Below are 26834 nucleotides of genomic sequence, written 5' to 3'. Positions count from 1 at the left end.
CTTATTTATTTTCGGAAAGGCTTTGCTTATACTATGGACAAAAAAAATCCCGGCAGGCCGGGACTTGGTAAGATCGAATCGTATTGTTTTGGTTAACAACGCGCTACTATCCTTAAGTCCGGGCAGGGCTTAGGTTGCAGTAGTAATAATAATAGCGCAGCTTGTTGCTCATAATTCTATCAAGAAGCTGCCAATTAAAGCACGATGTTTAAGAATAGCAAGTACCTGCTTTAATTTTTGTTTCTGTCATTGCCGGAAGGCTTTTGGTCATCCTCCTCATCTTCATAACTATCCAGCGATACAGGCTCCCCTTTTATGTTGATCATCTGGATCTGCTGACGGGTATATACCGGGATTATTTTATCGTGGTACTCTGGTTTGCCTGTGGCTTCAGCAGTTAGCAGAATAAGCTCTGTTTTCCATTTGCGGCGTTCACGGGCACCTACCAGGTAGCGAATGATAACGTTTGTCCAGGAATCTGTTGTAGATAAAAACACCTGTGGCTTATTGGGTATATCGTAATGTAAACCAGCCTGTTTCAATATCTGCCCGTAGTGCTGGGCAGGCTCTCTCATATAATCCCCCAGCAGGCCCATGGCAACCTCCTCCAGCACCTGCATCGCTAGCTTTATGTCTGATTCGTTTGCTACGCCAACCACCAGTTCATCCCACACATAAGGAAAATCGCTGGTATAGTTCACCACGGAACCGGATAAAACCTCATTGTTGGGAAAGGTAACCAGCCTGCCGGTGGGCTGCTCTGCCTGCAGGTACCCTTCCCTGAAGGGCGAACCAATTTCCCAGACAGTAGTGGTTAAAAAATCAATTTTATAAACATCGCCCACCACATCGCCTACGCTGATGCGGTCGCCAATCCGGTAGTAACCCTTAAATGAATTGATCAGCCAGCCGGTAAAACTTTCGATTGGTGTTTGCAGCGACCATGACAGGGCAAGGCCAATCAAACCTAATGAGCCTACCATTGCCCTGATATCCCCTACTACAACAGTAACAGCCAGACCAATGGCAAACAGCCAGACACAGATATTCACCAGCGTAATGATTGCCCCGGCACGCTCCCAATTACCTAAAACTTTAGGCAGCAACCATTTCAGAAAGCGTGCAAAAAGCCAGGTAACAAATAAAATAGCAATGGCAACAAGCAGCTTGGGCAGATTTTCGTAGAAGCGCTTCCACAGGTTTTGGAAAGCACCAACTGCTTCTTCACGGGCAGCCCTGGTAATTGGCTCGTTGTTTACTTCCTCTTCCTCTGCTATAACCTCCTCCTCCTCTGCCTGATTTTCCCCTTCTACCTGGGAGGAATCATTTACAGGTTCATCTGTTGCCTGTGCAAGTAATCCGCCTTCCATAGCTTCATTGCCTGAGCTTACCTCAACCGTATCGGCGGCTGTTGCTGCATCCTGCGAGTAGCCCGATTCTGCAGGCGCAAACACCATCAGAAGAAACCCTGTAATGGCAACTGCCAGTATAGAACCCTGCTTAAATCTTTTAAGTTGATTCTGGGCACCTTTGACTGCTGCTCCTTTTCGCTGAACAACCCGCCGCCTGGTCAGGGTACTTCCACTGCGGAGTTTGCTTCTGCCTAGCGTTCTGCCCCTTACCGAGCTAGCTGTTTTACGCGGGGTGCCATAACGGTTAGTTGTACCAGATCTGGTACTGGTGTTAGTAGTAGACCTAAAACTTCTTTTCTGAAAATTAGAAGCCATGCGTGCTGGTTATATGAAAAAATGTTAGCTAAAGCAGTATAACTAAAAAGCAGGGCTAACTTCTTCAAAAGAAACTTAATTTGAAGTGCTAAGCAAAGCCCCTTAGCCATTGTTGCTAATTGCACTACTTACAGCAGTAAAAAATGTTGCAGGCTCCTGGCTGATGCGCTTGTAAAACCAGCTGTTCTATCTCATTGGCCCCTGCCAGAACTGATAATCTGCCTCCAGCGAAAAGGCAGGAACTGGTTGCCTGAAAATGCCATATACAGCCGATCCGCTGCCGCTCATACTGGCATAGAGGGCACCGGCAGTATACAGCCGTTCCTTAAGCTCCTTTATTTGCGGAAAGCGGGGGAATAAGCTGTCTTCAAAACTATTGTGCAGCAGGTTCTTCCACTCCTCCACTGGCTTCTGCTCCAGAATTTCTTTCAGGTTGTGCTCCGGGCTGGCAGGACTCACACCAGCATAGGCTTCTGCGGTAGAAACATGCACTGGTGGTTTTACCACCACCAGCCAGTACTCTTTCAGATCCAGCTGCACATCTTCAAACACATCGCCACGTTCCCGAACTATCACAGGCTTGTTTTGTATGAAGAAGGGGCAATCGCTCCCCAACCGGCTGGCATAATCTTCAAGAATAAAATCATCCAGAAACAGCTGATACATTTCATTAACAGCCCTTAGCATAAAGGCTGCATCGGCAGAACCACCTCCTAAACCGGCTCCTGTTGGTATGATCTTGTGGAGGTGCACCGTTACAGCAGGCAGGTTATAATCTTTGCGAAGCAATTCGTAAGCCCGCAGCACCAGGTTATCTTTTTCTTTTCCGGCACCGCCTGGTCCTGGTATATCCAGGCCTGTTATCTTAAGCTCTGTTTTCTTCTTATTTTCCAGTACCTCCAGCACATCCTGCCAGCCTATGGGATACAGGCAGCTTACAATATCATGATACCCATCCTTACGTTTGGCAACAATGTTGAGCCCCAGGTTTATTTTAGCGTTTGGAAATAGTATCATTTTTGTTGTGGGTAATGGGTATCAGGTATTGATTACGAAGTACGGGTAAAATAGGTAATTGGTCAAATATATTCATCCAGGGCTTCGATGCACGAATGCGACAAAAAAAAGAGAAGGCGCCATACCTTCTCTCTTATCTTTTTTAATACTGATATTCTTCTAAAAACTTATCAGGTAAATTCATTCAATACCAGAAACTCACTATCCAATACCCCTTAAGCCTTCGTCATCTGGTCTACAATCTCCTGTGTAATACCGCTGCTGCTGAAGCCACCATCGTGCATCAGGTTTTGCATGGTTACCATACGGGTGTAATCAGAGAACATTACGGCAATATAATTAGCGCAGTCTTCGGCAGAGGCGTTGCCCAGGGGCGACATTTTATCGGCATAATCGAAGAACACATCGAAACCACCCACACCAGAACCGGCAGTGGTTGGCGTTGGGCTTTGAGAGATTGTATTAACACGCACCTTATTCTTCTTGGCAAAGAAATAGCCATAACTGCGGGCAATGCTCTCTAGCACGGCTTTGGCCTGTGCCATATCGCTGTAATCGGGGAACGTACGCTGGGCGGCAATGTAGGTAAGTGCCAGTATGCTGCCCCATTCATTCATGGCGTCCAACTTATCGGCTGTTTGCAGCACTTTATGAAAAGAGATACCAGAGATATCAAGCGATTTCAGAAACCAGTCGTAGTTAAGGTCGGTGTAATGCTTGCCTTTGCGCACATTCGGGCTCATGCCGATAGAGTGCAGTACAAAGTCGAGCTTACCGCCAAGAATATCCATTGATTGGGAGAAAAGTTTCTCCAGGTCTTCAACTGAGGTGGCATCGGCCGGAATTACCTGGGTGTTACACTGCTTGGCCAGCTCATTGATCTTGCCCATACGCATGGCTACAGGCGCGTTTGTGAGTACAAATTGTGCACCCTCTTCGTGGCAGCGCAGTGCAGTTTTCCAGGCAATGGAGTTTTCGTCCAGCGCACCAAAAATAATTCCTTTCTTTCCTTTCAGTAAGTTAGTGGCCATATAGGTATGATGTTGTTTCTAATTAAATTATGGTTGCCAGCCGGCAATTTTGGGCAAAATACAAATTTATGGAATATCGCGGGCAGTATTTGCTGATTTGATGGTAAAGGCTTCAGTTCTGTTGCAGCTATGATCCTAAAATAATCCTGCTGGCTTCCGGCAAATCTGCAACCTTATAATCTGCTGTGGGGCTGTCGTTGTGGTCTACCTGTATGGTTTTCAGGCCAAGCTTATGTGCCGGCACCAGGTCGCGATCTTTATCGCCCACCATCCAGGAGGAGCCAATATCTATTTTATAGCGGCCAATGGCTCTTTCGAACATCAGGGAACCAGGCTTGCGGGTAAGACTTTTGCTCACCGATTCGTGCCAGGGGGCGTAGTAGATATGATCGATGGTATGACCAACAGCAATCTGCACCAGCCGGTGTGTTTCGTGCATCTGCTCCCTGGTGTAAATGCCTTTGGCAATGCCGGATTGGTTGGTGATTACGATGATCAGGTAGCCTGCAGCTTTCAGGGCCTGCAGGGCCTCTGCCACACCGGGTAGTATTTCCAGTTTATCGGCCGAGTACACATAATCTACATAATCTTTATTGATTACCCCATCCCGGTCCAGGAATACGCATTTGTTCAAAGCCATTTCTGCCTAGTTCTAGTAAAAGAAGGGGCAAAAGTAAGCGTTTGACATCAATAAAACTATTTTAGAGCGAATAGCAGGTACTGGTATTGATGTGCAGGTTCAATGCACGCTTGTTATTCCCAACAGCAAAAAAAGTACGCCTATACCAAGCACAGCACCTGCTCCGGAAGCACTGCTTGTATAGAATTTATTTTGGTCCCTCCTTTCATCCAGGTAGTAATCAGGCCGGGTTTTTGTTTGCACAATTTCCGCTATCCAAAAGCTGCTTTCAAAGATTAATGGCTTCACAAAGGAGGGATCTGTTGAGATCGTGAGGTAGCTTCGGAACTTCAGGGGTGAGTTATCATCTCCATACCGGTAACAGGTAGCATCGGCAGGCCCCTCTTCAGGAGAGTCCATTACCTGGTACTGCTTCTCTGTTTCACTAAGTGTTACAAAGTCAGGGCCGATCATTACCATATTGGATTCCTTGTATGAATCTGGAGCAATGAAATCAATGGCTTCATCGCCCGTGATCTCACCGGTAATGGTTGCGCTTGTGCTACTTACCCTGGGCGTCCACTGAACCTGGTATCCTTCTGCTGTAGCTTCCAGCCTTGAGGTATTTTGCCAGTAGGTATTGCTGTGATCGTTCATGACCAGCGCCGACTGTTTCCAGTCTACATAAAGAGGTACATCTAGTTTATTTTGGATAGTAATCCGAACAGGTCCACCATAACCATAAAAACTATAGCTGATCATGAGCGTGTCGTTCTCAAGAAAAAATTCCTGATCATCACCAGCTTTCAGGTTGCTGCTTACGGTGGAGTACTGGTAGTTCATGCAGCCAGCTAAAAAAACAGCACTGATAGCCAGCAGCGGTAGCGTTTTAAAAAATTGCATAACATCCTGTTGACAGTTAATAAGTTAACCACCGCAAATATTATGCCTTCATGCAAGTAATGTTAAAAAATGCTATTTACTAAACAGGCTGCCTTGAATCTTAAAGCTCGCTGCTCCGGATAATTTTACCACCTTTGCCAGCCAGTTCTTCTTTTGCTTTTTTGAACCCTTCGGGACTGATGGGTCGGGTGGCATCTTCGATGATGAAGGCTTCAAAACCTTCACCAAGCGCATCTTTGGCGGTGAAATAAACACAGAAATCGGCTGCCAGGCCCAACACGTATACCTGCTTAACCTCTTTTCCACGAAGGTACTCCGCAAGGGCAGTAGATTTGCGGTGGCCGTTGTCGTAAAAGCCACTGTAGCTGTCTATTTCAGGGTCTGTACCTTTCCGGAAAATAGCCTCTACCCTGTTCATGTTCAGTTCGCTGGAAAATTCAGCCCCTTGACTCCCCTGTATGCAGTGATCGGGCCATAGTACCTGATCCAGGCCATGCAGGTCAATGGTTTCAAATACCTCTTTCCCCTCATGCTGCGAGGCAAAGCTTTTGTGATTGACCGGGTGCCAGTCCTGTGTAGCTACCACTACCTCAAATTTTTCCTGTAGCAAATTCGCCAGGGGAATTACCTTATCACCATCTGGTACAGCAAGGGCTCCACCAGGCAAAAAATCATTTTGAATATCTATCAGAAGTAAGGCTTTCATGAGGGGTGGTTTTGAGGTATCTGGTTTAAGGTATGGGTACGAATTTACCGGGAGAGGTTTTATTGTTAAAGCTGTTGCCGGGTGAATTTACAAAACTGATTTTTAAAATGGTAAAAGACTCTAAAAGAAGGAGGTTTGCTTGCGTACGTTTCTAGCGCTTATCCTGAAGATTTGATCTTGTACCAAGCTATAAGCAAAAAAAAGGCCCCGGATAAACACCCGGGGCTTTTTACTATTACCTCATCTTAAACTTCAAGGGAAATTATTTAGCAGGCTCAAGTAAGGTGAATTTCTTTACCTGGTCTCCTACTCTTACTTCAAACTCACCTGGCTCTATTACCTTTTTACCATACCTGTCATAGAAGGCAAGATCTTCGGGTGTAAGGGTAAAGCTTACAGTTTTAGTTTCGCCTGGTTTCAGGCTGATTTTCTCAAAACGGCGCAGGCGTTTAACATCCGGAGTGATATCTGTAGCATACAAATCTGAAGTATACAGGTGCACTACTTCTTTGCCTTCGCGCTTGCCGGTATTGGTTACCTCAACAGATACTGTGAGGTTATCGCTAAGGTTAATAGACTCCCTGTCGAACTTCAGGTTGTTGTACGCAAAGGTGGTGTAGCTAAGCCCATGGCCAAACTCCCACTGCGGGCTAAAGTCTGCCTCATAGTTATACACACCTGCTGCAGGCTTTTGCTCTTCAGATGGTTTGTGAATATAGGTAGTGAGTGAGTTAGGATAGCGCGGATAGGTGTAGGGCAGTTTACCGGAAGGGTTCACATCGCCAAACAGCACATCTGCCAGCGCATCGCCACCGAAGTTACCTGGCTGGTAGATCTGAACAATAGCAGGAATCTGCTGCTCAAAACGGCTCACCACACGCGGACGACCTTCATTCAGCACCAGTACTATTGGCTTACCGGTAGCAGCAAGCTTTTTAGCCAGCTCTGTCTGCAGCTCCGACAGGTACAGATCGTTGAGGTTACCAGGTGTTTCGGTAGAGGTGTTCTCTCCCAATGCCAGTACAATTACATCGGCCTGCCGGGCTGCTGCTACGGCCTCTTCCATCCTGTCTTCGTTCTCCTCCCAGTATTTGCCGTCCATTTTGTAGCTCACGCCAGGCACATAGGTTACGTTCTGTGCACCTATCTCCTTTTGAACTGCCTCCAGGATGGTGTTATACTGTCCGGCAAACTCATCTACCTTTTCGCCCTGCCAGGAGTAAGTCCAGGCACCGTTAAGGGTACGCATGTTATTGGCATTTGGGCCAGTTACCAGCACCTTAGTAGTTTTGCTTAGGGGCAGTACATTGTTTTCGTTTTTCAGCAGGGTGATCGATTCGGCAGCCATCTGGTAAGAAGCCTGCTCAAACTCTTTGCTGCCAAACAGCGGGTAGTTCTTAGGATTGGTCGTAGGCTGATCGAAGAGGTTCAGGGCGTATTTCACGCGCAGGATACGACGCACGGCATCGTCCACACGCTCCTGCTTTACCTTACCCTCCTTCACCAGTTCTATCAGTCCGTTTACAAATGGCTCCCACTGGTATGGGATCATCGACATATCGATACCGGCATTAATGGCCAGCATGATGGCTTCTTTATCGTCTTTGGCAATGCGGTCTCTTCTGTGCAGGTTTTCAATATCTGCCCAGTCGGTTACCACCAGGCCACGGAAGCCCAGCTCTTCTTTCAAGAGCTTGGTAAGCAGATCGTAATTGGCGTGTACAGGTACTCCGTTAATGATGCTGGAGTTTACCATTACGGTATGTGCACCGGCATCTACGGCAGCTTTAAAAGAAGGCACATGGTAAGAGCGCAGCGCTTCTTCTGAAATATAAGCCGGGGTTCTGTCTTTGCCAGATACCGGCACCTGGTAACCCAGGAAGTGCTTCATGGTAGAAGCCACATGCTCCGGATGGCCAATGTTGTTTTGCTCACCCTCATAACCGTTAATGGTCGCTACACCCAGCTCGGCTGCCAGGTACGGATCTTCGCCAAAGGTCTCCCAGATACGTGGAGAACGCGGATCGGCACCCAGGTCGAGCACCGGGGCAAAGGTCCAGGGAATAGAGCTAGCGCGTGTTTCGTAGGCAGTGATTTCTGCACCCCTGCGCACAAGCTCGCGGTTGCGGCTGGCAGCCTGACCAATCTGCTGCGGAAACATGGTAGCACCTGCTGTGTAGGTAGCACCATGTATCTCATCCACCCCGTAGATCACCGGGATCTTCAGGCGGGTTTGCTTCATGACCACATCCTGGATCTGGCTGATGATCTCGTACCATTTCTGTGGGGTAAGCGCACGGTTATTGGCAGTGTTCAGCACTGAGCCAATGTGGTTATCCACCAGCGCCTTTTTCATTTCTGCCGCATCCAGCGTGAGCGGTTCAAAGCTGGAGTAGCGGTTTTCACCCTTGCCTATTACATCAAGGGTGATCTGTGCCATCTGGCCCACTTTTTCTTCCAGGGTCATTTTGCTCAACAGCTCCTCTACCTTCCGGTCAATCTCTGCCTGGGTTGGGGCATAAAGGGCTGCATCTGCCTTTTTACTGGTTTTCTGCTTCCTCTGGGCTTCAGCACCAGACATAAAAGCTGCCACCAGGAAAACAGCCAGAACTGCTTTTCTTATGTTCATGCTAGTAAGTTGTTTTAGGTGATTGGTTAGTAAATCGCTGTAAAACTAATCTTCAGTTTTCTCTTAACCATTGATATTTATCATTAATTCAGGAAATCTCCTGAACTACTCCCAAACATAGGTTCCAACTGCGCCACCTGTTAAGGAAGTTGTTACCACCTTATCGCCGGTTTGGATGTTGAAAGACTGCTGTGTTCCGCTGTTGTTCAGCACAATCAGCACTTTTTGTCCGTTTGGTGCCTTAAATGCCACGTTTGGTAAGTTATTGAGCATATTAGAGGCTATCCTTACCGAACCAGGCCTTACAAATTTAGACGCATGGGCTATGATATAATAAGCCGGGTTGCGTGTAACATTATTACCGGCAATGGTAACAGCACCCAGGCACTGGTCGCAACCACCCCTATCGGTGTGGGGCTGCAGGTTAGGGTCTGATGAAAGGTTCCACTCCAGCACGGTACGACTCCAGTTACGGGTAGCACCAATGATCAGCTCACGGGTATGCCAGGCTAGGTCCTGAGGGAAGTTGCCGGGAGCGCCAATCCACTGCTCTGTAAAATAGATGTTCTTATCGGGGTGCGCATTGTGCACCTGCGAGAGGGCATCGATGCTGCCGCCATAGAGGTGAAATGCAGAACCGTCTATATATTGCTTTGCTTCAGGATCGTTCAGCACTGTAATAGGATAATCCGGCCTGTCGGCATTGTGATCGTAAATCACAATTTTGGTGTCGATGTTAGCGGCCCTGAAAGCTGGCCCCAGGTGGTTTTTGATAAAGACGGCCTGTTCTTCAGGCAGCATCAGCAGGCTTGGGTTATTGCCAGGGTGCAGTGGCTCGTTCTGCACGGTAAGTGCATCTATGCGAATACCCTCTGCTGCCATACCCTGAATGTATTTCACCAGGTACTGGGCATATACATCGTAATATTCTGGTTTAAGGCTGCCACCACGGGTATCGTTGTTGGTTTTCATCCAGGCCGGGGGCGACCAGGGCGATCCCATAATCTTGATTTCAGGGTTGATGGCAAGGATTTCCTTCAGCACGGGAAGCAGGTTTTCACGATCCGGATCCAGGCTAAAATGTGCAAGGGTAGGATCAGTTTCGCCAGCTGGCAGATCGTTGTAAGAGAAAGGCCTTTCGTCCAGGTCTGATGCGCCCACGCTTACTCTTAAATAACTAACACCAATGTTGTTATCGGTAGTGGCAAACAGTTCCTGCAGCAGGGCGCCACGGGCAGCTGCACTCATGCGGTTCAGGTGCATGGCACTGCCGCCGGTAAGTGTATACCCAAAACCATCTATACCCTGGTAGGTCTGGTTGGTATCTATCTCAATAAGCGGATGTGTAGAATTAGTGGTGGCAAAGCCGGGGTTATTTTCCTGTTTTTCAAACAGGGCCGACTTATCTGGTGTGCTAAGCCAAACCTGCACATCTGAAGTTCTTGGTGGACCCGGGTTGTTGGTATCCCCTACACCATTTTCCTGACAGCTAACGCCCATGCTAAGTGCAGCACACAGCAGGCCAAGGTGTAAAAATGAAAATTTATTGTTGCGTATCATAGGTTGTAAATCTAAAGGTAGTGCTGACGAGAGGGTTCTCGAGGAACAATGTCACCTCAAACTCCTGGTCATCAGCTGTTTTTAACAATGCGTAAGGGTTAAGTCTGCAAATAAACTCCCGGCCCCCTGCCATAGCAGCAGGGGGTACCGACAGTTTGCTACACTAAACCAAATCAACTTATTGTTTCACGAACGTATAGGTACCAGTAGCGTAATCAGGTGCTACTTCTATGGTTACCTTGTAGTTACCAGATTCTGTGATATTCTTGAAGTTAGATCCTCCTTTATTGGTCATGGTACCAGTTAAAGCAGCAGGATCATCAGCTCCCATCTCAACATCCCAGGGAGAGTTGAACTTCATTGCATAGTTTGCACTAAGATCAGTAGTTACCTCATACTTATAAGGATGCACGTAAGTCATCAGGAATTCATTACGAGTATCCCAGCCACCATCCGCATCTTCCCAATGGAACAGTTTTATGTTATAGTGCTTCCAGGCAAGGCTGCCATCTGCAAAATTAAAAGTAAGCTGGTAAGCCTGGTCGCGTGCTACGCTGATAGCGTCATTACCACTCAGCAGTACCGCGTTTCCAGTTACCGCATCTCCTCCGGTATTACCTGTTTCACCTATAGGCGTCTCTAAAGTATAGGAGTCTCCGGAGCCATCTTCTGCTGTATTCAGGCTATAGGTTTTAGATGCCTCCAGTGCCAGGAAATTTGCAGTGGTAAAGCTGTCGCCGTTTTTGTTAAGCTCTGCCACAACAGCGCCATCAGATAGCAGGAACAGTGTTTCGGGTGTTTCGGCTGGTTCTTCAGTGCTGTTATCTTCCTCTATGGTGTAGGTGTATTTACCAGCAGCAAGGTTAAGTGTAAACAGGTATTTACCTGCTTCTTCTGTAAACTGAATATCATCAAACTCAATTCCCTGGGCGGCAGCCTGCGATTCCATAACCAGTTCATTGCTGGAACCTTCAATCCATTTCAGCAGGTAAGCCCAATCGCCATTGGCACGGAATACGTAACCTGCAGGCTTCACCACGTTAATACTACCCTGCCATACACTGTTGCCTTTGTACTGCAGCGGGGCATCGCCTCCCCAGCCACCTTCAATAATATCACCTACCACACTCCATTTGTCAATTTTCAGGAGGTTATAAGTATTATTTTCGAAGTTAACCGTTATGCGGTACTGGCCTGCTTCTGTTGCAGTAATTGCCTCGCCATTTTTCACCAGCTGGCCGTTAGCACCACCATATACCATAGATTGCGCAGCTGGCTGGCTGTAGAACTTAAAGCCCTCTCCTGCTTTCAGCGAGGTGTAGATCTCGAATATGTTAGCTGGGTTACCATCAGCATCTTTAAATGCCTTCATGGCAATGGCCTGTGTAACATCTGCACCTTTCTCAGTAGCTGCGCCTGAAATATAGAGTGTAAGCGGGGCCGACTCTGTAAGGAAGCGAGTGATGGCAATGGGCTGCGATACTACAGCTTCCTTGCTTAGCGACTGTGCAATTACACCCCATTTCAGGTTAATGGTGGTACCTGCCTCATAACCGGCCATGGAAAGTGCCTGGTCTATCTGGCGGGCCGTTGGGGTTACAAAAAGGCCTTTACCATTATCGGCAGAGGCTACACGCATAATAGGCGTGCTGAAATCTTCACTGTTGGCAGAGTCAAGTACAAAGAAATACTTAACACCGTATCCTTTGCTGGATTCTGCAGGTCCCCACTCAAAGCGCACAGGCGTAGTGGGTACTGTTTCATCCAGAACGATGGTGGTATTATCTGCTGGTGAAATGATTGCAGGGGTGCTCAGTTCCCAGTTACCAATTGGATCGAGGTTATCTTTTTCTTCACACGACCACACTACAGCTAGCATGATCAGCAGATATGTATATAGATGTAACTTTTTCATACTGTTGTAATTAGCGTATTTGTTTCTGTTTTGAGCTCATCGGTAGCAGTTAGGCAGCAGGCATGAGTTTTCTTAACCAGCCTGCTGCCACTGCTGAATTATAAAGGATTTTGCTCCAGGTTAGGATTTCTGTTGATCTCCTGCTGCGGAATTGGCAGCAACAAATCGCTTTGCGTTACATTGTAGTTTACTCTCTGCCCATTACGCAGGTCAATTTCATTCAGGCTGTTCATCACCTCAATGGCTACCCCATAGCGGCGCAGGTCGTCCCAGCGCTGTGCTTCCTGGGCCAGTTCCAGTCGGCGCTCTTTCAGAATTACTTCACGCATAGCCTCCTGCGAGGCAGCAGTAGCATCAGACACTGCAGGCAGGTCTACCCTGGCTCTAATAGTATTTACTTCTGCAGCAGCTTCTGTCGGGCGGTTCAGCTCGTTCAGGGCTTCTGCCTTCAGCAGGATGATATCACCCAGCCGGAAGATATACTGACGGTCGGTGCTTGCCCAACCCATGGCATTCTTCCACTTGTAGGCAAAAGGAATTTCGCTGTTAGTGGCGTTGCCCCAGAACTCATCTACCCAGGGTGCTGATTCGAACAGGATGCTGGCGTCTTTGCGGATCTCATCACCTTCGCTATCGAAAGCATTTACCAGGTCGTGAGAAGGCACCACAAATTTTCTCCAGGTATCGCCGCTGATGGAAGGTGGCAGGTGCATTTGTGGTGCCCAGTTACCTTCGTTAGCACCCAGGAACTGCACCTCCATGATTGACTCATCATTATTGAAATGAGCACCATCGAAAAGGTGACGGTAATCCTGCAGCAAGCTATAGCCGGCAGGACTGTTGATTACAGCATTTGCATACTGCAGTACTTTGTTATAATCAGGGTTTGGCTTTTGCGCGTAAACATGTGCCAGCAACGCATTGGCTGCCCCTTTTGTAGCACGGGCTTTATTCACACTGGCATCGCTACCGTAAGTATCCGGCAGGCGGTTATCCAGCGCAAACTCCAGGTCAGCAATAATTTGCGTATATACCGCTTCTGCAGTGGCCCGCGGTAAACGTACCGCTGCAGGATCGGCAGATTTTACTGTTTCCAGCACCAGCGGAACACCACCCCACATTTTCACCAGGTTGTAATAGTGGTAAGCACGCAGAAATGCAGCTTCTCCCAACATCTGTGCTCTGCGCTCTTCGCTTAAGGTTGGATCCTGCAGCAGTGGAACCCGCTCCAGCACCAGGTTAGCTTTGGAGATTGCATTGTAAATGGAAGACCAGGCGCCAAATACACGGCTGTTGGTTGGAGTAACCTCTACCGCATCGATTGCAAAGATCTCGGGGTTGTCGCCTCCGGCGTAGTAGTTGTCGGCCATTACATCCTGGAACAGCACGTTATCCCACACATAGTAGTCTGACGACTGAAACGATTCATAAACCCCGGTAAGGGCAGCCTCCAGCTGAGAGCCCGTTACATAGGCATTGTCTATGGTTTCATCAGAAATTGGGTTAATGTCAAGGTAATCTTCGCAGGAAGTACCACCTATAGCCAGCGATAGGCCTAGTGCATATAGGATTATATGTTTGGATTTCATAATGATCTGTGACAATTAGAATGATACATTTAATCCGAAGATGATATTTCTGGTCTGCGGATAGGTGCCAAAGTCAATACCCAGCGCGGTGTTCTTTTGGGTATCATTGTTGCTATTACCTGCAAATGCGTTTACTTCAGGATCGAAGCCAGAGTAGCTGGTAAAGGTCAGCAGGTTTTCGCCTGTTGCATAAATCCTTACACTACCCAGTTTTGCACGGCTGATCAGCGATGTTGGCAGATCGTAGCTAAGCGTCGCTGCTTTTACACGCAGATAAGAACCATCTTCTACAAAACGGGTAGAGGCAAGTGAGTTGTCTGTACTGCCCCAAACGGCTCTTGGAATATCGGTTACATCACCTGGCTGTCTCCAGCGGTTTAATACTGCAATGGTCTGGTTTTTAGGATCCAGCATGCCTTCAGTTTCTACACGGGTAGCATTGAAAATGTCGTTACCCTGTGATCCCTGCAGGAAAATGCTAAGGCCAAAACCTTTGTAGGAGAAGTTGTTTGTCATACCATAGAAGAAGTCCGGATTGGCATTGCCAATGACGGTACGATCTTCGGCAGTTGGTTCAAAAGTGCTTTCACCATCTTTGGTAATATAGTATACGTCTCCGGTGGCAGGATCTACACCACCCATTACATAACCATAGAAGGTACCAAGCGGCAAACCTTCACGCACCAGGCTCACCTCACCCCTGCCAGCAACATTTCCGGAAAACTGCTCCTGTCCTACTAAATCAGTTACTTTATTCCGGTTAAAGCTGATGTTAAAGTCAGTTTCCCAGCGCAGCTCATCCACTAAGTTCTTGGTTGTCAGCATAAACTCAAGACCTTTGTTTTCCAACTGTCCAATATTCTGTCTTGCACTGTTAAAGCCTGTTGAACGTGGCAGTGGCGCATCAAGCAGCAGGTCATTGATTCTTTTCAGGTACGCATCTGCAGTGAAAATAATCCTGTTGTTCAGCACAGAAAGATCAATACCTATGTTAGTCTGCTGAGATCCTTCCCACTTCAGGTCTCTGTTTTCGATAGATGCAGGATATGTTCCGGGCATTACAACACCACCAATGGGATAGTTACCACCGCTGCCTACACGTCCGATGTAACCATATGTTCCAATCGCATCATTGCCTACAATACCCCAGCCAGCCCTGATCTTCAGATCTGTTAGTGCACTGATGTCCCGCAGAAAACCTTCTTCAGAAATTCTCCAGCCCAGTGAGAAAGAAGGGAAGTAACCCCAGCGTTTACCACTACCAAAGTTGCTGGAACCATCTGTACGGAAGTTAGCAGTAACCAAATATTTGTCTGCATAATCGTAGTTAACACGTCCAATAACCGAGGCGTTTGTTCTTTCAGAATTATCAGCAGTGGCTGCAAATAACTCTGCACCACCATTAGGTGTCACAATCTGGTCGCTGGCAAAGTTTCTTCTCTCCAGTGAGGCATTTTCCCAACGGTATTTCTGCGCCACTGTACCCGCCATTACACTAAAATTATGCTCACCAATATTCTTTTCGTAGCTTAAGGTATTATCCCAGATGTAGTAGTTGGTTTCCCATGATTCATACCTGCCAATGCCACTCATTGCACGGCCATAGCTGGTGCGGAATGGATCAAGGAAGTAGTCAGAACTTGCCATGCTGTAGTCAACACCAAGGTTAGACCTGAACTTCAGTCCTTCCAGGAGGGTGATTTCGGCAAAAACATTACCCAACAGGCGGTTGTTTTTATATCCGCGAACAGAACCATCAGTGCTGGAAATTGGGTTTTCCCAGTTCTGGAAAGGGTTACTGGTAAAAGTACCATCGGGATTATAGATGCCAATTACCGAAGGTGTTGAAAGCACACCCAGTATAACACCACCCTGGTTGATGGCAGCATTATCACTTACGTCTACATCCTTGTAATTTGTGAGGCCAATCCTGGTACCCAGGTTAAGCCAGCTGTTCACCTCCTGATCGAGGTTTACTTTAAAGCTGTAGCGCTCCATTTCGGAACTGCGCACGGCACCTTCCTGCTGCGTCCAGCCACCGGAAAGGTAATAAGCCGTTTTGTTGCTTTTACCAGTTAAAGAAAGCTGGTAGTTCTGTGAAGTTCCCGGCTGGAACACTTCCTTCTGCCAGTCAGTATTAGCTGTATACAGGTCCCAGTTTGTGTTACGACCTAATTCCGTCATCAGGTCTCTGTACTGCTCTGAGTTGAGCACCTTCAACGTATTCCATACAGTTGAATAGCCCCTGTAAGCAGAAAACTCAAAGCGTGGTTTTTCTTCAGTACCTCTTTTAGTCGTAATCAGCACAACACCATTCGCACCCTGTGCTCCATAGATGGCAGCAGATGAAGCATCTTTCAGTACAGAGATGCTTTCAATATCTGCAGGGTTTAAGGAACGGGTGTCGCTGGTAGGCACTCCATCTACTACATATAGCGGGCCGCTGCCAGCGTTAATGGAGTTGGTACCCCTGATCCTGATGTTAAGGCCTGCACCAGGCTTACCAGACGACGACATTACCTGCACACCGGCTGCCTTACCCTGTAACAGAGAGGCCACCTGTACATTGGGGCGGGATGCAAATTCTTCGCTGCCAACAGTAGACACAGAACCGGTGATGTCTTTTTTCTCCTGGGTACCGTAGCCTACTACTACTATTTCACTAAGGGTTTCAATGTTTGGGCTTAGTGATACATCAATTGTAGTTCTGTTGCCCACCTTTATTTCCTCAGACAGGTAACCTATAAAAGAAAATATAAGTGTATCGTTAGAAGATGCCTGCAGCTGATAGCGGCCATCCAGATCTGTAACAGCACCTCTTGTGGTGTTTTTAACACGTACGTTAACGCCTGGAATAGTTTCAGAATTTTGGGCATCTGTAACTACCCCTGTTATAGTACCTGTTTGCGCAAGGCCCCAGTGCGATAGTAGCAGGAGCCAGAGGCATGAGTAAAGTCTGATTCTCATACTTTTATGGTTTAGTACTTGGTTGGTTTTAACATTTCTTAATAGAAAGTATACATAGCGCTGGGCCGCAAAGACCTTATGCTATTTTATCTGCTTTTAATGCAATCGTTTTCTGAATTGCATCTGATTAATTATGGTTTTAGTGCCTGTAGAAAAATTTGTTCTTGTTTTTTTCATAAGACAAATCTTGATAGAATCCTTTTTTAATATTTTAAGAAAGAGAGGTATTCAATTCCGGAAGTTTCCCGGTCCTGAATTTTTACACAAGCTAGGCCCACGGGAAAACTAATCCAATTTTACTGCTACACCTCTGTTACACCCTTCTCCGGGCTTACTACGTCAACACTACGTCAAATATTTTAAATCATTGAAAATAAAGAGTTTATTAGCTATTTTTGCACACACTTTTCTGTACCACAACAAGCTATTACGGAAAGGCTGAAGTATTTTAGTTTAAAAAGATTACCTTCAGTGGTAGATTAAAAAAAGCTACTCCAAGCAACATCTTTCAAAATTTTGTACAAACTGTATATCAATATATTACAAGCGCTTAGCTCTTTTCCCATGCGAAATAAGTTGCTGGTTCTTTGCCTCTGTTTGTTGTTCAGCCTGCATCTTGCTGCACAGCAGGAGCAAACAAATAGCCCTGCTCCTGTGTATGGTGTACCGGGCATTACGCACTATCAGCGTCAGGATTTCAATGCCGATCCACAGTTCTGGTCGGTGTGTGAAGATGCCAGTGGAGTTCTGTATTTTGGCAACAACGATGGTGCCCTGGTTTTTGATGGAGAACGCTGGCATAAAGTGTACCTGCCTAACAATTCTGCTGTACGTAGCCTCACTACTGACGGTGCCGGTAATGTTTATGCCGGCGGCTACAACGAAATGGGGCTGATCAGGCAGGATGCACAGGGACAATACTATTATGCTTCGCTGCTGGATAGCCTGAAGTTTCAGGATAAAGACCTTGAAAACCTCTGGCAGGTACATGCACTGAAGGGGGCTGTTATTTTCAGAAGCTTTAATAAGCTGATTGCCATCAGGGGTAAAAATGTTACAGCGTTGCCCTCCACCAGCTCCTTTCAGCGTTCATATACTGTTAACGATCAGCTTTATGTGCATGATAAAGAACTGGGCCTGCTGCGGCTGGATGTAGAAAAGCTACAGTTCTCAAATGCTTTTTCAGCTGAGGCGCTGCACCATGAGTACGTGGTTGCCCTGCTGCCTGGCAAAGAAGCCAACCAACTGGTGGCCTTTGCCAATTCAGGTAAAATTTACCTGCTCAACCAGCGTAGCGGCCAGGCAGAACTGTGGAAAGATATTTTTCAGGATACTTCCCAGGACCAGGTGATCAATGCCATAAAGTCGGCAAACGGGCAGTACTACCTGGGTACTCTTAGCTCCAGAATCATTGCCATGAACGAAGATGGCTATGTATACAAGGATGAGCAGAATTTTCAGCGGATACAGGACAAAACCGTACTTAACCTCTACCAGACCAGTAAAGGAAACATCTGGGCGCTGCTTAACAACGGCCTTGACTATATAGATTTCAATTCTCCTGTAAGCACGCTCTTTGATAATGCTTCTATCTACGATGTGCTGGTGCAGCAGAATAAAATGTACCTGGCTACCAACCAGGGTATTTTTTATACGCCTCTTAGCAAACATAACCCTGAGATCTCCAGTCTGAGCTTTGAGAAAATAAAGGGAACAGAGGGCCAGGCCTGGTCTTTACAGCTGGTAGATGGCGAGGTAATAGGAGCACACGACCATGGGCTGTTTGTGCTGAATGAAAGGGAAAGCAGCAAAATTGGCAGTATTGAGGGAATCTGGAAGGTGATACCGGTGGCCGGTAGTACCAGCCAATACCTGGCCTGCAGCTATAACGGACTCTACCTGCTGGATAAGAATCCAGAAGGAAAATGGCAGGTGCTGCGCAAGATCAGCGGGTTTAACGAATCCTGCAGGGATATACTGGCCGCCGAATCACCCGGCACCTACTGGGTTTGCCATGGCTATAAAGGGGTTTTCCGCATAAAGCTTGATGCTGACCTAAGCCGTGTTACTTCCATGGAGCATTTTACTACCCAGAATGGCCTCCCCTCCCCTTTTAATGTGAATGTATTCCGCTGGGAAGGCGATGTTGTTTTTACCACCAATGGTGGCATTTACAGCTACGACCTGCAGAACAACCAGTTTGTACCCTACGCAGCGCTAAACAGCATACTGGATAAAAATGTGAATACCCGAAAGCTACTCCAGTTCAGGGACAGAACCTGGTTTGTGCAGGATGATGAGGCCGGTTACTTTATCAGCGAAAAAGGCAAATCTTCAATAGAAAAAGAGCTCTTTCTGCAGTTTAAAGGCAGTTTTAACCGGGGCATGGAATGCATTGTGCCCCTGGATGAGCAGCGCGTGCTTTTTGGTACCAACATTGGTCTGTACCTTTTTGATTTTTCCAATAAGCAGAACAAACAGGAGGTGCTGACACATATCAGCAGCGTGCGGTATACAATAAACCAGGAAGAGTTAGGACTCCCCGTTAAGGCAGAAGTTAACAACTGGGTAGCGTTGCCGCACAACACCAGCACCATCCGCTTTGAATTTTCAGCACCAAATATGCAGAATAACTCCAACGTGCAGTACAGCTACCTGCTGGAGAATGTAGAGTCAGACTGGTCGGCCTGGAAAAGCACTCCTTATAAAGAATACACCCACCTGCGGCCTGGCCGCTACACCTTTAAAGTAAGGAGCAGAAGTCTGCTGGGGGTTAATGGCAAAGAAAGTGTTTACTATTTTGAAGTGCAGCCCATCTGGTACAACACCCCCTGGGCATGGGGTCTTTACTTAGTACTTACCGCACTGTTTATAGTATTGCTGGTATACCTGATAGGCCGTAAAATAGCCTATGAGAATGATAAAACACGGCACGAAGAACAAAAGGCCCGCAAACTACTGGAGCTGGAACTGCAGCAGATGAAGCTGCAAGCAGAGCAGGAACGCATGCTCCAGGAGAAAGAACAACTGGAAGAAGATGTTATTTACAAAAGTAAAGAGCTGGCAAATTACACCATGCTGCTGGTTAAAAAGCGTGAGGTGATCTCAGATCTGCTTCAGGACCTGAAGGCATTACGGGAGATCTCTAAGAATGATACATCACGCACTAAGCTCCGTGAAATTGTGAAGAAAGTAGGCGATCACCTCTCCGACGAAGAGCACCTGCAGGTATTTGAAACCAACTTTGAAAAGGTGCATCACGATTTCTTCACAAAGCTAAAGGAACTCTATCCCGATCTTAACCAGCGGGAGCTGCGCTTATGTGCTTTTGTAAAAATGAACCTTAGCAATAAAGAAATCTCCCCCCTGCTGAATATTTCTGTCAGGGGTGTTGAAACAGCACGTTACCGCATCAGGAAAAAGCTGAACCTTGAGCATGAGCATAACCTGGTGGAGTACCTCGAAAGCCTATCCCCTTCCAGCGAGCAGGAGGAGGAGGCTAAGGAACTACAATCCTAGCTTTATAAAAGAAAAGCCCCGCAACCGACGGGGCTTTTATAATATAGGCTAAGTTTAAAAAATATTGAACAATAAGACTGTATGGCCTGAATCAGGAGAACGCAAGCTTTTGTCGGCTTGTATTTTGGAGAGAATGAGCTTTCAGGGAAGTTATCATGTCTTCTATCCCTTTTTTATCTTCAAATATGTTGTTGCTGATATAAACAACTTCATGTTTTTCATTCAGCAGGTAAGTTACCCGCTTTGTGAATTTGATCATGGGCATATACGCATCGTATAAACTTGCCACCTCTCCCTCGGGATCTGCCAGGAGGTCGTAGGGCAGTTCATAGGCTTCCTTGAACTTTAGGTGCGTTTCTATGCTGTCTTTGCTCACCCCCAATACCTTTATGTTAAGGTTTCTGAAGAAATCAAAGGTGCTTTTAAATTCACAGGCCTCCAGTGTGCAAACCGGAGTAAAATCTTTAGGGTAAAAGTACAGGACCAGGGGCTGGCCTGCAGCATCCCTGTCCAGCTCAAAAGTGCTGCCAGCCGTAGAGGCAGCTGTAAAATTAGGGGCTTTTGTATGTAGTTTGATTTGCATATGAGGAGTAGTTAGAGGAGCAAATCTATGCGCCCCAGGGCTACCGCTCAAATAGAATATAATGATGCTAGAATAGGTAAAAATGATACTTAGCTTAATCTGTTGCCTTTTAACAGCTTAGTGAGCTAATCGATCTGCAGCAGTTTTTTAGCCAGTTCGATCATTTCAGGCTGACCGGTATATTTACCCCTTTCATCAGATAATTTTACAACAGGTATCCACTGATCTCCCTCGGGCTGGGTTTCTGTCATTTTAATTACCATGTTCATGGCTTGCAGCCCTACATCATTGGTAAAGTTGGTGCCTATGCCAAAAGAAAAGCCAATCTTGTCCCGGCAGTATTCAGCAATGCGGGCTACTTTATCGTAATTAAGCGCATCCGAAAAAATGATTGTTTTTGACAGGGGGTCAATGCCCAGACGCCTGTAATGACCAATGGTTTGTTCGGCAAATGCTACCGGATCGCTGCTGTCGTGCCGAACACCATCAAACAATTTGGAGAACATTTTATCGAACTGCTGCAGGAACACATTGGTGGTGTAAGTATCTGAAAGGGCAATACCCAAATCGCCTCGGTAAACGTCTACCCAATGCTGCAGCCCCAGCACATTGGCCATCTTAAAACCATAACGGGCAGCATGGAACATAAACCACTCATGGGCATGGGTTCCAATAGGCTTTACCCCATTAATGCGTGCCAGGTGTACATTGCTGGTGCCTACAAATGTGCCGCTCCCGTACTTTTTCAGCGCCTCTACCACTACCTGGTGTACTTCGTAGGAGTGCCTGCGGCGGGTGCCAAACTCTGCTATTTTAACATCCAGTGCCCGGTATTTCTCTATTTTCTCCCTGCTGATACGGGTAACCTCCTCATTATTTACCCGCTCCAGCCCGTTTTGGGTGTAGTACAGTTCAGATATAAGAGCCATCAGTGGCACTTCCCATAAAATTGTGCGGTACCAGTAGCCCTCTACCTCCACACTCAGTTCCTCACCTTTCTGCGCTATTGTAACTTCCCCCGGATCGTAGCAGAAACCCTGCAGAAAATCCAGGTAGGTAGGATCCAGGTAAGGGCAGGTAGTGGCCAGCCAGCGCTTTTCTTCCAGGCTAAGGCTTAGCGCCCCCATGGCATCTACCGCCTTTCTTAGGGCATCGCCAAAGCCTGCAGGAAAGCGGTGTTTGCCCCGGTTGATAAACTGATAACGGGCTTTAGCCCTTGGAAAAAGCTTTACCACCCCATGCTGCATGGTGAATTTGTAAAAATCATTATCAAGCAATGATGGCAGGCGGGGTGTAGTTTGCTGAGACATAGTCTTTGGGTAAGGGTTATCGGGTATGAGGTTATCAGATACCGGCTAATGCTTTATGAGGTCTGGGATGTGGCAACCTGAGGGTGAGAAGTATTTGATAAGGAACGTCTATCCGGATAGAACTTAATTCCTCCGCCGGCCTGGTGGCCGCTGGGCCGCCTAGTACTCATGCTATATAGATACATTCAACACTTAAGAACCCTGCCTTTGTTCTTTAATTACATCTTCCAGTACATCCCACACATTTCTGGCAAGGATTTTCTGACCTTCTTCAGTGGGGTGGATGCCATCTCCCTGGTTCAGTTCCCGCTCTCCGGCAACATCCTGCAGCAGGAAAGGAATCAGTTCTACATCTTTCTCTTTTGCTACCTCGGGGAATATTTTCTGAAAGTTGGTACTGTAGGTCTGCCCCAGGCTGGGCGGCACCATCATGCCCGCCAGTATTATTCTGGCTTCCGGATAAGCTTTTCTTACCTTATCAATCATTTCTTCCAGGTTATTCCTGATCTGGTCCTGATCCTGGCCCCTGAGGCCGTCATTGGCACCTAGCTCCAGCACAAATATATCTACCTTCTGGCGTTCAAGCACCCAATCAATCCGGCGCAGTCCGCCCGAGGTTGTTTCACCACTAAGGCCGGCATTTACAACCTTATAATTATAGCCCAGGGAATCCAGCTTTTCCTGGATAAGACCCGGAAATGCATCCGAAGGATCATCTAAACCATAGCCTGCCGTTAGGCTGTTGCCATAAAACAGAATCACTCTTTCTTCTTCCTGTTCCTCTTCCTGCTCAACTGTGGCCACACCTGCATCATCCTCTGTTGCAGTTCGCACCGGCCCACTGCTTTGTTCAGGCTTTGAGTTGCAGCCCCAGAGAAGGCTTATACAGGTGCATAGATAAAGAATATTTAAAAAAAATCTCATTGATTTAAGCTGTTGCATTACGACATTTAAAAACTACAACGTTATATGGTTGTTTATGATGCCCGTTAAAAGTACTAATCCTTACTGTTCAAAAAAACTAAAGAGGGCTCCTGCACATGAATTCTATTCTTGAAGTTAAAGATTTAAGCAAAACCTACCGCAGCGGCGAACGCTCTCTTACCGTGCTCGACAGGGTAAACTTTAGCATTGCAGCCGGTGATACCTGTGCTATTGTTGGCCCTTCCGGCAGTGGCAAAACAACACTGCTTGGGCTGTGTGCGGGTTTAGACAGGGCCAGCTCGGGCTCGGTTATCCTCAATGGTGTGCGCCTTGATAATCTCAGCGAAGACCAGCGGGCCGAGGTACGCAACCTGCATGTAGGCTTTATTTTTCAAAGCTTTAACCTGATGCCAACCCTCACCGCGCTTGAAAACGTGATGGTACCCCTGGAGTTGCGCAGGGAAAAGAATGCAGCCAGACGTTCGATGGAGCTACTGGAAAAGGTAGGTCTGGCAGAACGCCGTAACCACTACCCTACCCAGCTATCTGGTGGCGAACAGCAGCGGGTATCCATTGCCCGGGCTTTTTCAAACCAGCCAAAGATACTTTTTGCCGACGAACCTACCGGCAACCTCGATGAGGATACCGGTGCCCACATAGAAAACCTGATCTTTGAGCTGAACCGTGAGGCCGGCACTACGCTGGTGGTGGTAACGCACGACCTGGAACTGGCTGAAAAAACAGGCCGTATCATCCAGATCCGCGGGGGCAAAATTGCATACGACAGCTTTGAAACCGGCTCCATGCAGCTACGGCCGTAGCAAAGTTTTGTAATTGGAACTGGGCATGGCGTATGTGGTATAAAGATAGTAAAACATCGTTCCACATACCGTAGCCATGCAACCTGCAGCACCCCGCCTGGTACATCAATAATTAGTAACAGCGACTACGCCCCCAGGCAAACCGTCACATTAGCACTTTATATAATTAGCACATTAACCCATGCCTTTCTCCTGGTTACTTACAATGGCCTGGCGCGACAGCCGCCGAAACCGATCCCGCCTGCTGCTGTTCATGAGCAGCATTGTGCTGGGTATTGCTGCATTGGTAGCCATAAATTCGTTTGGCAATAACCTGCAGGACGAGATAAACGGAGAAGCCAAGAAGTTACTGGGAGCCGACCTGGAAGTGGAAAGCAGCCAGCCTTTTTCGCCGGAGCTGCGCCAGTTTTTTGATTCACTGGGCGCAGAGGCTTCTGAAGAAATCAGCTTTGCCTCCATGGTGCTTTTCCCCAAGAATGGAGGTTCACGCCTGGTACAGGTAAGGGCACTCAGTGGTAATTATCCTTATTATGGTCGCATCGAAACCAGTCCTGCGGAAGCTTCCGGGCAATACCAGGATGGGCAACAGGCCCTGGCAGACAGAACGCTACTGCTGCAATACGATGCAGCCCCCGGCGACTCCGTTAAAATTGGCAACCTCACCTTTGGCATCAGGGGCAGTGTACTGAAAGTACCCGGACAATCTGGTGTGGCCACTTCTGTAGCACCGCCAGTGTTCATACCCCTGCAATACCTCGACTCTACCGGTCTGCTGCAAAAAGGCAGCCGCATTAATTATAAGCTTTACTACAGGTTTGAGGATGATGCCCGCTTCGCCAGCCTTTTAGAGAGCACTATTGAGCCACGGCTGGAAAAAGAAGAGCTTCGTTTCGATACTGCCGAAGAGCGGCAGGAGGAAATTGGCAGTGCCTATAAAGATGTAACAGGCTTTTTGAACCTGGTGGCTTTTGTAGCCCTGCTGCTTGGCTGTATCGGGGTAGCAAGTTCAGTACATATCTACATCAAAGATAAGGTAGTATCGGTGGCAATATTGCGCTGCCTGGGTGTTACCGGTAATGGGGCACTGGCCATTTTTCTGATACAGATCATACTCATGGGGCTGATGGGCTCAATACTTGGCACGCTCCTGGGTACTGTTTTACAATTTGGATTGCCCCTGCTATTTGCAGATTTTCTGGCTGTAGAGGTTAGTGTAAAACTCTCCTGGCCTGCCATCACACAGGGAATTCTGCTTGGGGTGGTGGTGGCTATTTTATTTGGCCTGCTCCCCCTGCTTGGTATCCGCAAAGTATCGCCTCTCACCGCCCTGCGTGCTTCATACGAGCATCCTGAAAAAGACAAGCTGCGCTACGCTGTTTTTTTACTGATCATCCTCTTTGTTGCCGCCTTCTCCTATCTGCAGCTGGGAGAGTTTGTAGAAGCAATGGCTTTTACGGGTGGCATTCTGCTTGCCTTCCTGGTGCTGGCAGCCATTGCCCAGTTAATGATCTGGCTGGTGCGCCGATATTTTCCAGTAGCTTGGTCGTACAGCTGGCGACAGAGCCTGGCCAACCTGTATCGCCCCAATAACCAGACAGGTGTACTGGTAACCACCATTGGCCTGGGCACCGCCCTTATTTGCATTCTGTTTTTTGTACAAAACCTGCTGCTTGATAAGATTGAGCTTACCGGCAGCGAAAATCAGCCGAATATGGTGCTGTTTGATATACAGGATGATCAGGTAGAAGAACTGGCTTCACTAACCAGGCAATATGATCTGCCCCTCATCCAGGAGGTACCAGTGGTAACAATGCGGCTGGATGGCATTAACGGGCGTAGCGCTACCCAAATCAAGGAGGATACTACTTCCGGAGTACGTAACTGGGTATTAAACAGGGAATACCGGGTAACCTACCGTGATTCACTCATCGATTCTGAAACAATCGTCGAAGGCAGCTGGAAAGGCAGCGTGTCCTCACCCTCAGATAGCATCTTTGTTTCGCTTTCTCAAAACATAGCCGAAGACATGAAGGTAGGTGTTGGCGATAAAGTAACATTTAATATACAGGGTGCCATTATGGATACCTGGGTTGGCAGCATACGTGAAATAGACTGGCAGCGGGTACAAACTAATTTCCTGGTAGTATTCCCCGAAGGGGTTCTGGAGCGGGCGCCCAAGTTTCATGTAATTATCACCCGGGTGGATTCTGCGCAGCAGGCTGCTGCTTTTCAGCGGGCAGTGGTACAGCGTTTTCCAAATGTTTCCCTTATCGACCTCAACCTCATTTTACAAACTGTCGATGAGGTGATTGGCAAAGTTTCCTTTGTGATCCGTTTTATGGCTTTCTTCAGCATTGTTACCGGACTGGTGGTACTGATTGGATCAGTGATCATCAGCAAATACCAGCGTATCAAAGAAAGTGTGCTGCTGCGCACCCTTGGCGCAAGCCGCAGGCAGATCCTAAGCATTAACCTGAAGGAGTATTTCTTCCTGGGCAGTCTGGCTGCTTTAACCGGCGTGGTTATTTCACTACTGGGCAGCTGGGCCTTGGCTTATTTTAGTTTTGACACCCCCTTTTCGCCCCCGCTTTGGCCCATGCTGGCAGCATATGCTGTTATTACAGGCCTTACCATCCTTATAGGACTCTCCAACAGCCGCAGTGTACTTAGCAAGCCCCCGCTGGAGATTCTAAGAACAGAAGCCTGATCCAATTTCTGATGGTAGGCTAAAGCACATGAATTATTAGCCTCTGTCTACCCTGTGCAAAAGCCAAAGCAAACGAAATAATACCACATAGTGCAAAGAACCTTCAATAGTGAGGGGATGTTGTAGCTGGTATGGGAAGAGTGAAGAAGGTAGAGATTCATGAGAGTGCAGAGGAGCTATTACAGAGGAGCAGGAAGCTTACTCATCCCTTAGCCCAGGCAAGAGTAAGAGCCTTTTATCTGTACAAGATTAACCAGAACAAGGAATATGGAGAAATAGCCAAAGAAGTTGGTTATGGTCCACATGC

17 protein-coding genes are annotated in these 26834 nt (G+C 47.4%); 3 read left to right on the top strand and 14 right to left on the bottom strand.

Translation table 11 applies throughout. The features are described 5' to 3' along the window. Nucleotides 1–230: 230 nt before the first annotated feature. The 11 genes from KWJ01_RS13995 to KWJ01_RS13945 all read right to left on the bottom strand — a co-directional run bounded on the left by KWJ01_RS13995 (nt 231) and on the right by KWJ01_RS13945 (nt 16663). The gene (locus KWJ01_RS13995; RefSeq protein WP_224997154.1) at nt 231–1727 is read right to left on the bottom strand and encodes a mechanosensitive ion channel family protein; all 1497 of its coding nucleotides are present in this window, start codon (nt 1725–1727) and stop codon (nt 231–233) included. 186 nt (nt 1728–1913) lie between these two features. Beyond that, a complete protein-coding gene (gene ispE, locus KWJ01_RS13990) occupies nt 1914–2744 on the bottom strand; it encodes a 4-(cytidine 5'-diphospho)-2-C-methyl-D-erythritol kinase (RefSeq protein WP_224997152.1) in 831 nt (276 codons plus the stop codon). Between the two features lie 215 nt (nt 2745–2959). Continuing rightward, on the bottom strand, nt 2960–3775 hold the full coding sequence (locus KWJ01_RS13985; protein WP_224997150.1) for an enoyl-ACP reductase: 816 nt from the start codon (nt 3773–3775) through the stop codon (nt 2960–2962). 127 nt (nt 3776–3902) lie between these two features. Further along, nucleotides 3903–4415 (bottom strand): HAD-IIIA family hydrolase, encoded by a 513-nt coding sequence (locus tag KWJ01_RS13980; protein ID WP_224997148.1) that lies wholly within the window; start codon nt 4413–4415, stop codon nt 3903–3905. A 99-nt stretch (nt 4416–4514) separates the two neighbouring features. Beyond that, nucleotides 4515–5297, bottom strand: a complete 783-nt coding sequence (locus KWJ01_RS13975) for a hypothetical protein (RefSeq protein WP_224997146.1) — start codon at nt 5295–5297, stop codon at nt 4515–4517. Between the two features lie 100 nt (nt 5298–5397). Continuing rightward, nucleotides 5398–6003 carry a bifunctional nicotinamidase/pyrazinamidase gene (gene pncA, locus KWJ01_RS13970; protein WP_224997145.1) on the bottom strand — a complete coding sequence of 202 codons (606 nt, stop codon included), beginning with the start codon at nt 6001–6003 and terminating at the stop codon, nt 5398–5400. Nucleotides 6004–6265: 262 nt separating this feature from the next. Continuing rightward, nucleotides 6266–8632 carry a glycoside hydrolase family 3 N-terminal domain-containing protein gene (locus KWJ01_RS13965; RefSeq protein ID WP_224997144.1) on the bottom strand — a complete coding sequence of 789 codons (2367 nt, stop codon included), beginning with the start codon at nt 8630–8632 and terminating at the stop codon, nt 6266–6268. Nucleotides 8633–8737: 105 nt separating this feature from the next. After that, nucleotides 8738–10192 carry a glycoside hydrolase family 30 beta sandwich domain-containing protein gene (locus KWJ01_RS13960; protein ID WP_224997143.1) on the bottom strand — a complete coding sequence of 485 codons (1455 nt, stop codon included), beginning with the start codon at nt 10190–10192 and terminating at the stop codon, nt 8738–8740. A gap of 178 nt (nt 10193–10370) precedes the next feature. Further along, nucleotides 10371–12107, bottom strand: coding sequence for a SusE domain-containing protein (locus tag KWJ01_RS13955; protein WP_224997142.1), 1737 nt, complete (start codon nt 12105–12107; stop codon nt 10371–10373). 98 nt (nt 12108–12205) lie between these two features. Beyond that, nucleotides 12206–13696 (bottom strand): RagB/SusD family nutrient uptake outer membrane protein, encoded by a 1491-nt coding sequence (locus tag KWJ01_RS13950; protein ID WP_224997141.1) that lies wholly within the window; start codon nt 13694–13696, stop codon nt 12206–12208. Between the two features lie 15 nt (nt 13697–13711). Next, entirely contained in the window at nt 13712–16663 is a 2952-nt protein-coding gene (locus KWJ01_RS13945) for a TonB-dependent receptor (protein ID WP_224997140.1), read from the bottom strand. A 564-nt stretch (nt 16664–17227) separates the two neighbouring features. Here KWJ01_RS13945 and KWJ01_RS13940 point away from each other — a divergent pair. Then, complete coding sequence (locus KWJ01_RS13940; RefSeq protein WP_224997139.1) at nt 17228–20182, top strand: triple tyrosine motif-containing protein; 2955 nt, start codon at nt 17228–17230, stop codon at nt 20180–20182. Between the two features lie 91 nt (nt 20183–20273). Here the strand turns inward: KWJ01_RS13940 and KWJ01_RS13935 are convergent, their stop codons facing one another. The 3 genes from KWJ01_RS13935 to KWJ01_RS13925 form a co-directional block, all read right to left on the bottom strand. Then, complete coding sequence (locus tag KWJ01_RS13935) at nt 20274–20765, bottom strand: peroxiredoxin (protein ID WP_224997138.1); 492 nt, start codon at nt 20763–20765, stop codon at nt 20274–20276. 125 nt (nt 20766–20890) lie between these two features. Beyond that, nucleotides 20891–22075 (bottom strand): nicotinate phosphoribosyltransferase, encoded by a 1185-nt coding sequence (gene pncB / locus KWJ01_RS13930; protein ID WP_224997137.1) that lies wholly within the window; start codon nt 22073–22075, stop codon nt 20891–20893. A gap of 192 nt (nt 22076–22267) precedes the next feature. After that, a complete protein-coding gene (locus KWJ01_RS13925) occupies nt 22268–22909 on the bottom strand; it encodes an arylesterase (RefSeq protein ID WP_224997135.1) in 642 nt (213 codons plus the stop codon). A 206-nt stretch (nt 22910–23115) separates the two neighbouring features. Here KWJ01_RS13925 and KWJ01_RS13920 point away from each other — a divergent pair, with 206 nt between their 5' ends. Further along, nucleotides 23116–23820, top strand: coding sequence for an ABC transporter ATP-binding protein (locus tag KWJ01_RS13920; RefSeq protein ID WP_224997133.1), 705 nt, complete (start codon nt 23116–23118; stop codon nt 23818–23820). A gap of 181 nt (nt 23821–24001) precedes the next feature. After that, complete coding sequence (locus tag KWJ01_RS13915; protein ID WP_224997131.1) at nt 24002–26527, top strand: ABC transporter permease; 2526 nt, start codon at nt 24002–24004, stop codon at nt 26525–26527. Nucleotides 26528–26834: the final 307 nt, after the last annotated feature.

This window comes from Cesiribacter sp. SM1 (assembly GCF_020178975.1).
In the GTDB taxonomy this organism is placed as follows: Bacteria; Bacteroidota; Bacteroidia; order Cytophagales; family Cyclobacteriaceae; genus Cesiribacter.
The sequence above is the reverse complement of the archived record's forward strand: the minus strand, read 5'-3'. Positions and strand labels throughout refer to the sequence as shown.

Excerpts from the sequence above, each read along its gene's own strand:
- KWJ01_RS13995 (WP_224997154.1), bottom strand. The coding sequence starts at position 1,727 with ATGGCTTCTAATTTTCAGAAAAGAAGTTTTAGGTCTACTACTAACACC.
- ispE (WP_224997152.1), bottom strand. The coding sequence starts at position 2,744 with ATGATACTATTTCCAAACGCTAAAATAAACCTGGGGCTCAACATTGTT.
- KWJ01_RS13985 (WP_224997150.1), bottom strand. The coding sequence starts at position 3,775 with ATGGCCACTAACTTACTGAAAGGAAAGAAAGGAATTATTTTTGGTGCG.
- KWJ01_RS13980 (WP_224997148.1), bottom strand. The coding sequence starts at position 4,415 with ATGGCTTTGAACAAATGCGTATTCCTGGACCGGGATGGGGTAATCAAT.
- KWJ01_RS13975 (WP_224997146.1), bottom strand. The coding sequence starts at position 5,297 with ATGCAATTTTTTAAAACGCTACCGCTGCTGGCTATCAGTGCTGTTTTT.
- pncA (WP_224997145.1), bottom strand. The coding sequence starts at position 6,003 with ATGAAAGCCTTACTTCTGATAGATATTCAAAATGATTTTTTGCCTGGT.
- KWJ01_RS13965 (WP_224997144.1), bottom strand. The coding sequence starts at position 8,632 with ATGAACATAAGAAAAGCAGTTCTGGCTGTTTTCCTGGTGGCAGCTTTT.
- KWJ01_RS13960 (WP_224997143.1), bottom strand. The coding sequence starts at position 10,192 with ATGATACGCAACAATAAATTTTCATTTTTACACCTTGGCCTGCTGTGT.
- KWJ01_RS13955 (WP_224997142.1), bottom strand. The coding sequence starts at position 12,107 with ATGAAAAAGTTACATCTATATACATATCTGCTGATCATGCTAGCTGTA.
- KWJ01_RS13950 (WP_224997141.1), bottom strand. The coding sequence starts at position 13,696 with ATGAAATCCAAACATATAATCCTATATGCACTAGGCCTATCGCTGGCT.
- KWJ01_RS13945 (WP_224997140.1), bottom strand. The coding sequence starts at position 16,663 with ATGAGAATCAGACTTTACTCATGCCTCTGGCTCCTGCTACTATCGCAC.
- KWJ01_RS13940 (WP_224997139.1), top strand. The coding sequence starts at position 17,228 with ATGCGAAATAAGTTGCTGGTTCTTTGCCTCTGTTTGTTGTTCAGCCTG.
- KWJ01_RS13935 (WP_224997138.1), bottom strand. The coding sequence starts at position 20,765 with ATGCAAATCAAACTACATACAAAAGCCCCTAATTTTACAGCTGCCTCT.
- pncB (WP_224997137.1), bottom strand. The coding sequence starts at position 22,075 with ATGTCTCAGCAAACTACACCCCGCCTGCCATCATTGCTTGATAATGAT.
- KWJ01_RS13920 (WP_224997133.1), top strand. The coding sequence starts at position 23,116 with ATGAATTCTATTCTTGAAGTTAAAGATTTAAGCAAAACCTACCGCAGC.
- KWJ01_RS13915 (WP_224997131.1), top strand. The coding sequence starts at position 24,002 with ATGCCTTTCTCCTGGTTACTTACAATGGCCTGGCGCGACAGCCGCCGA.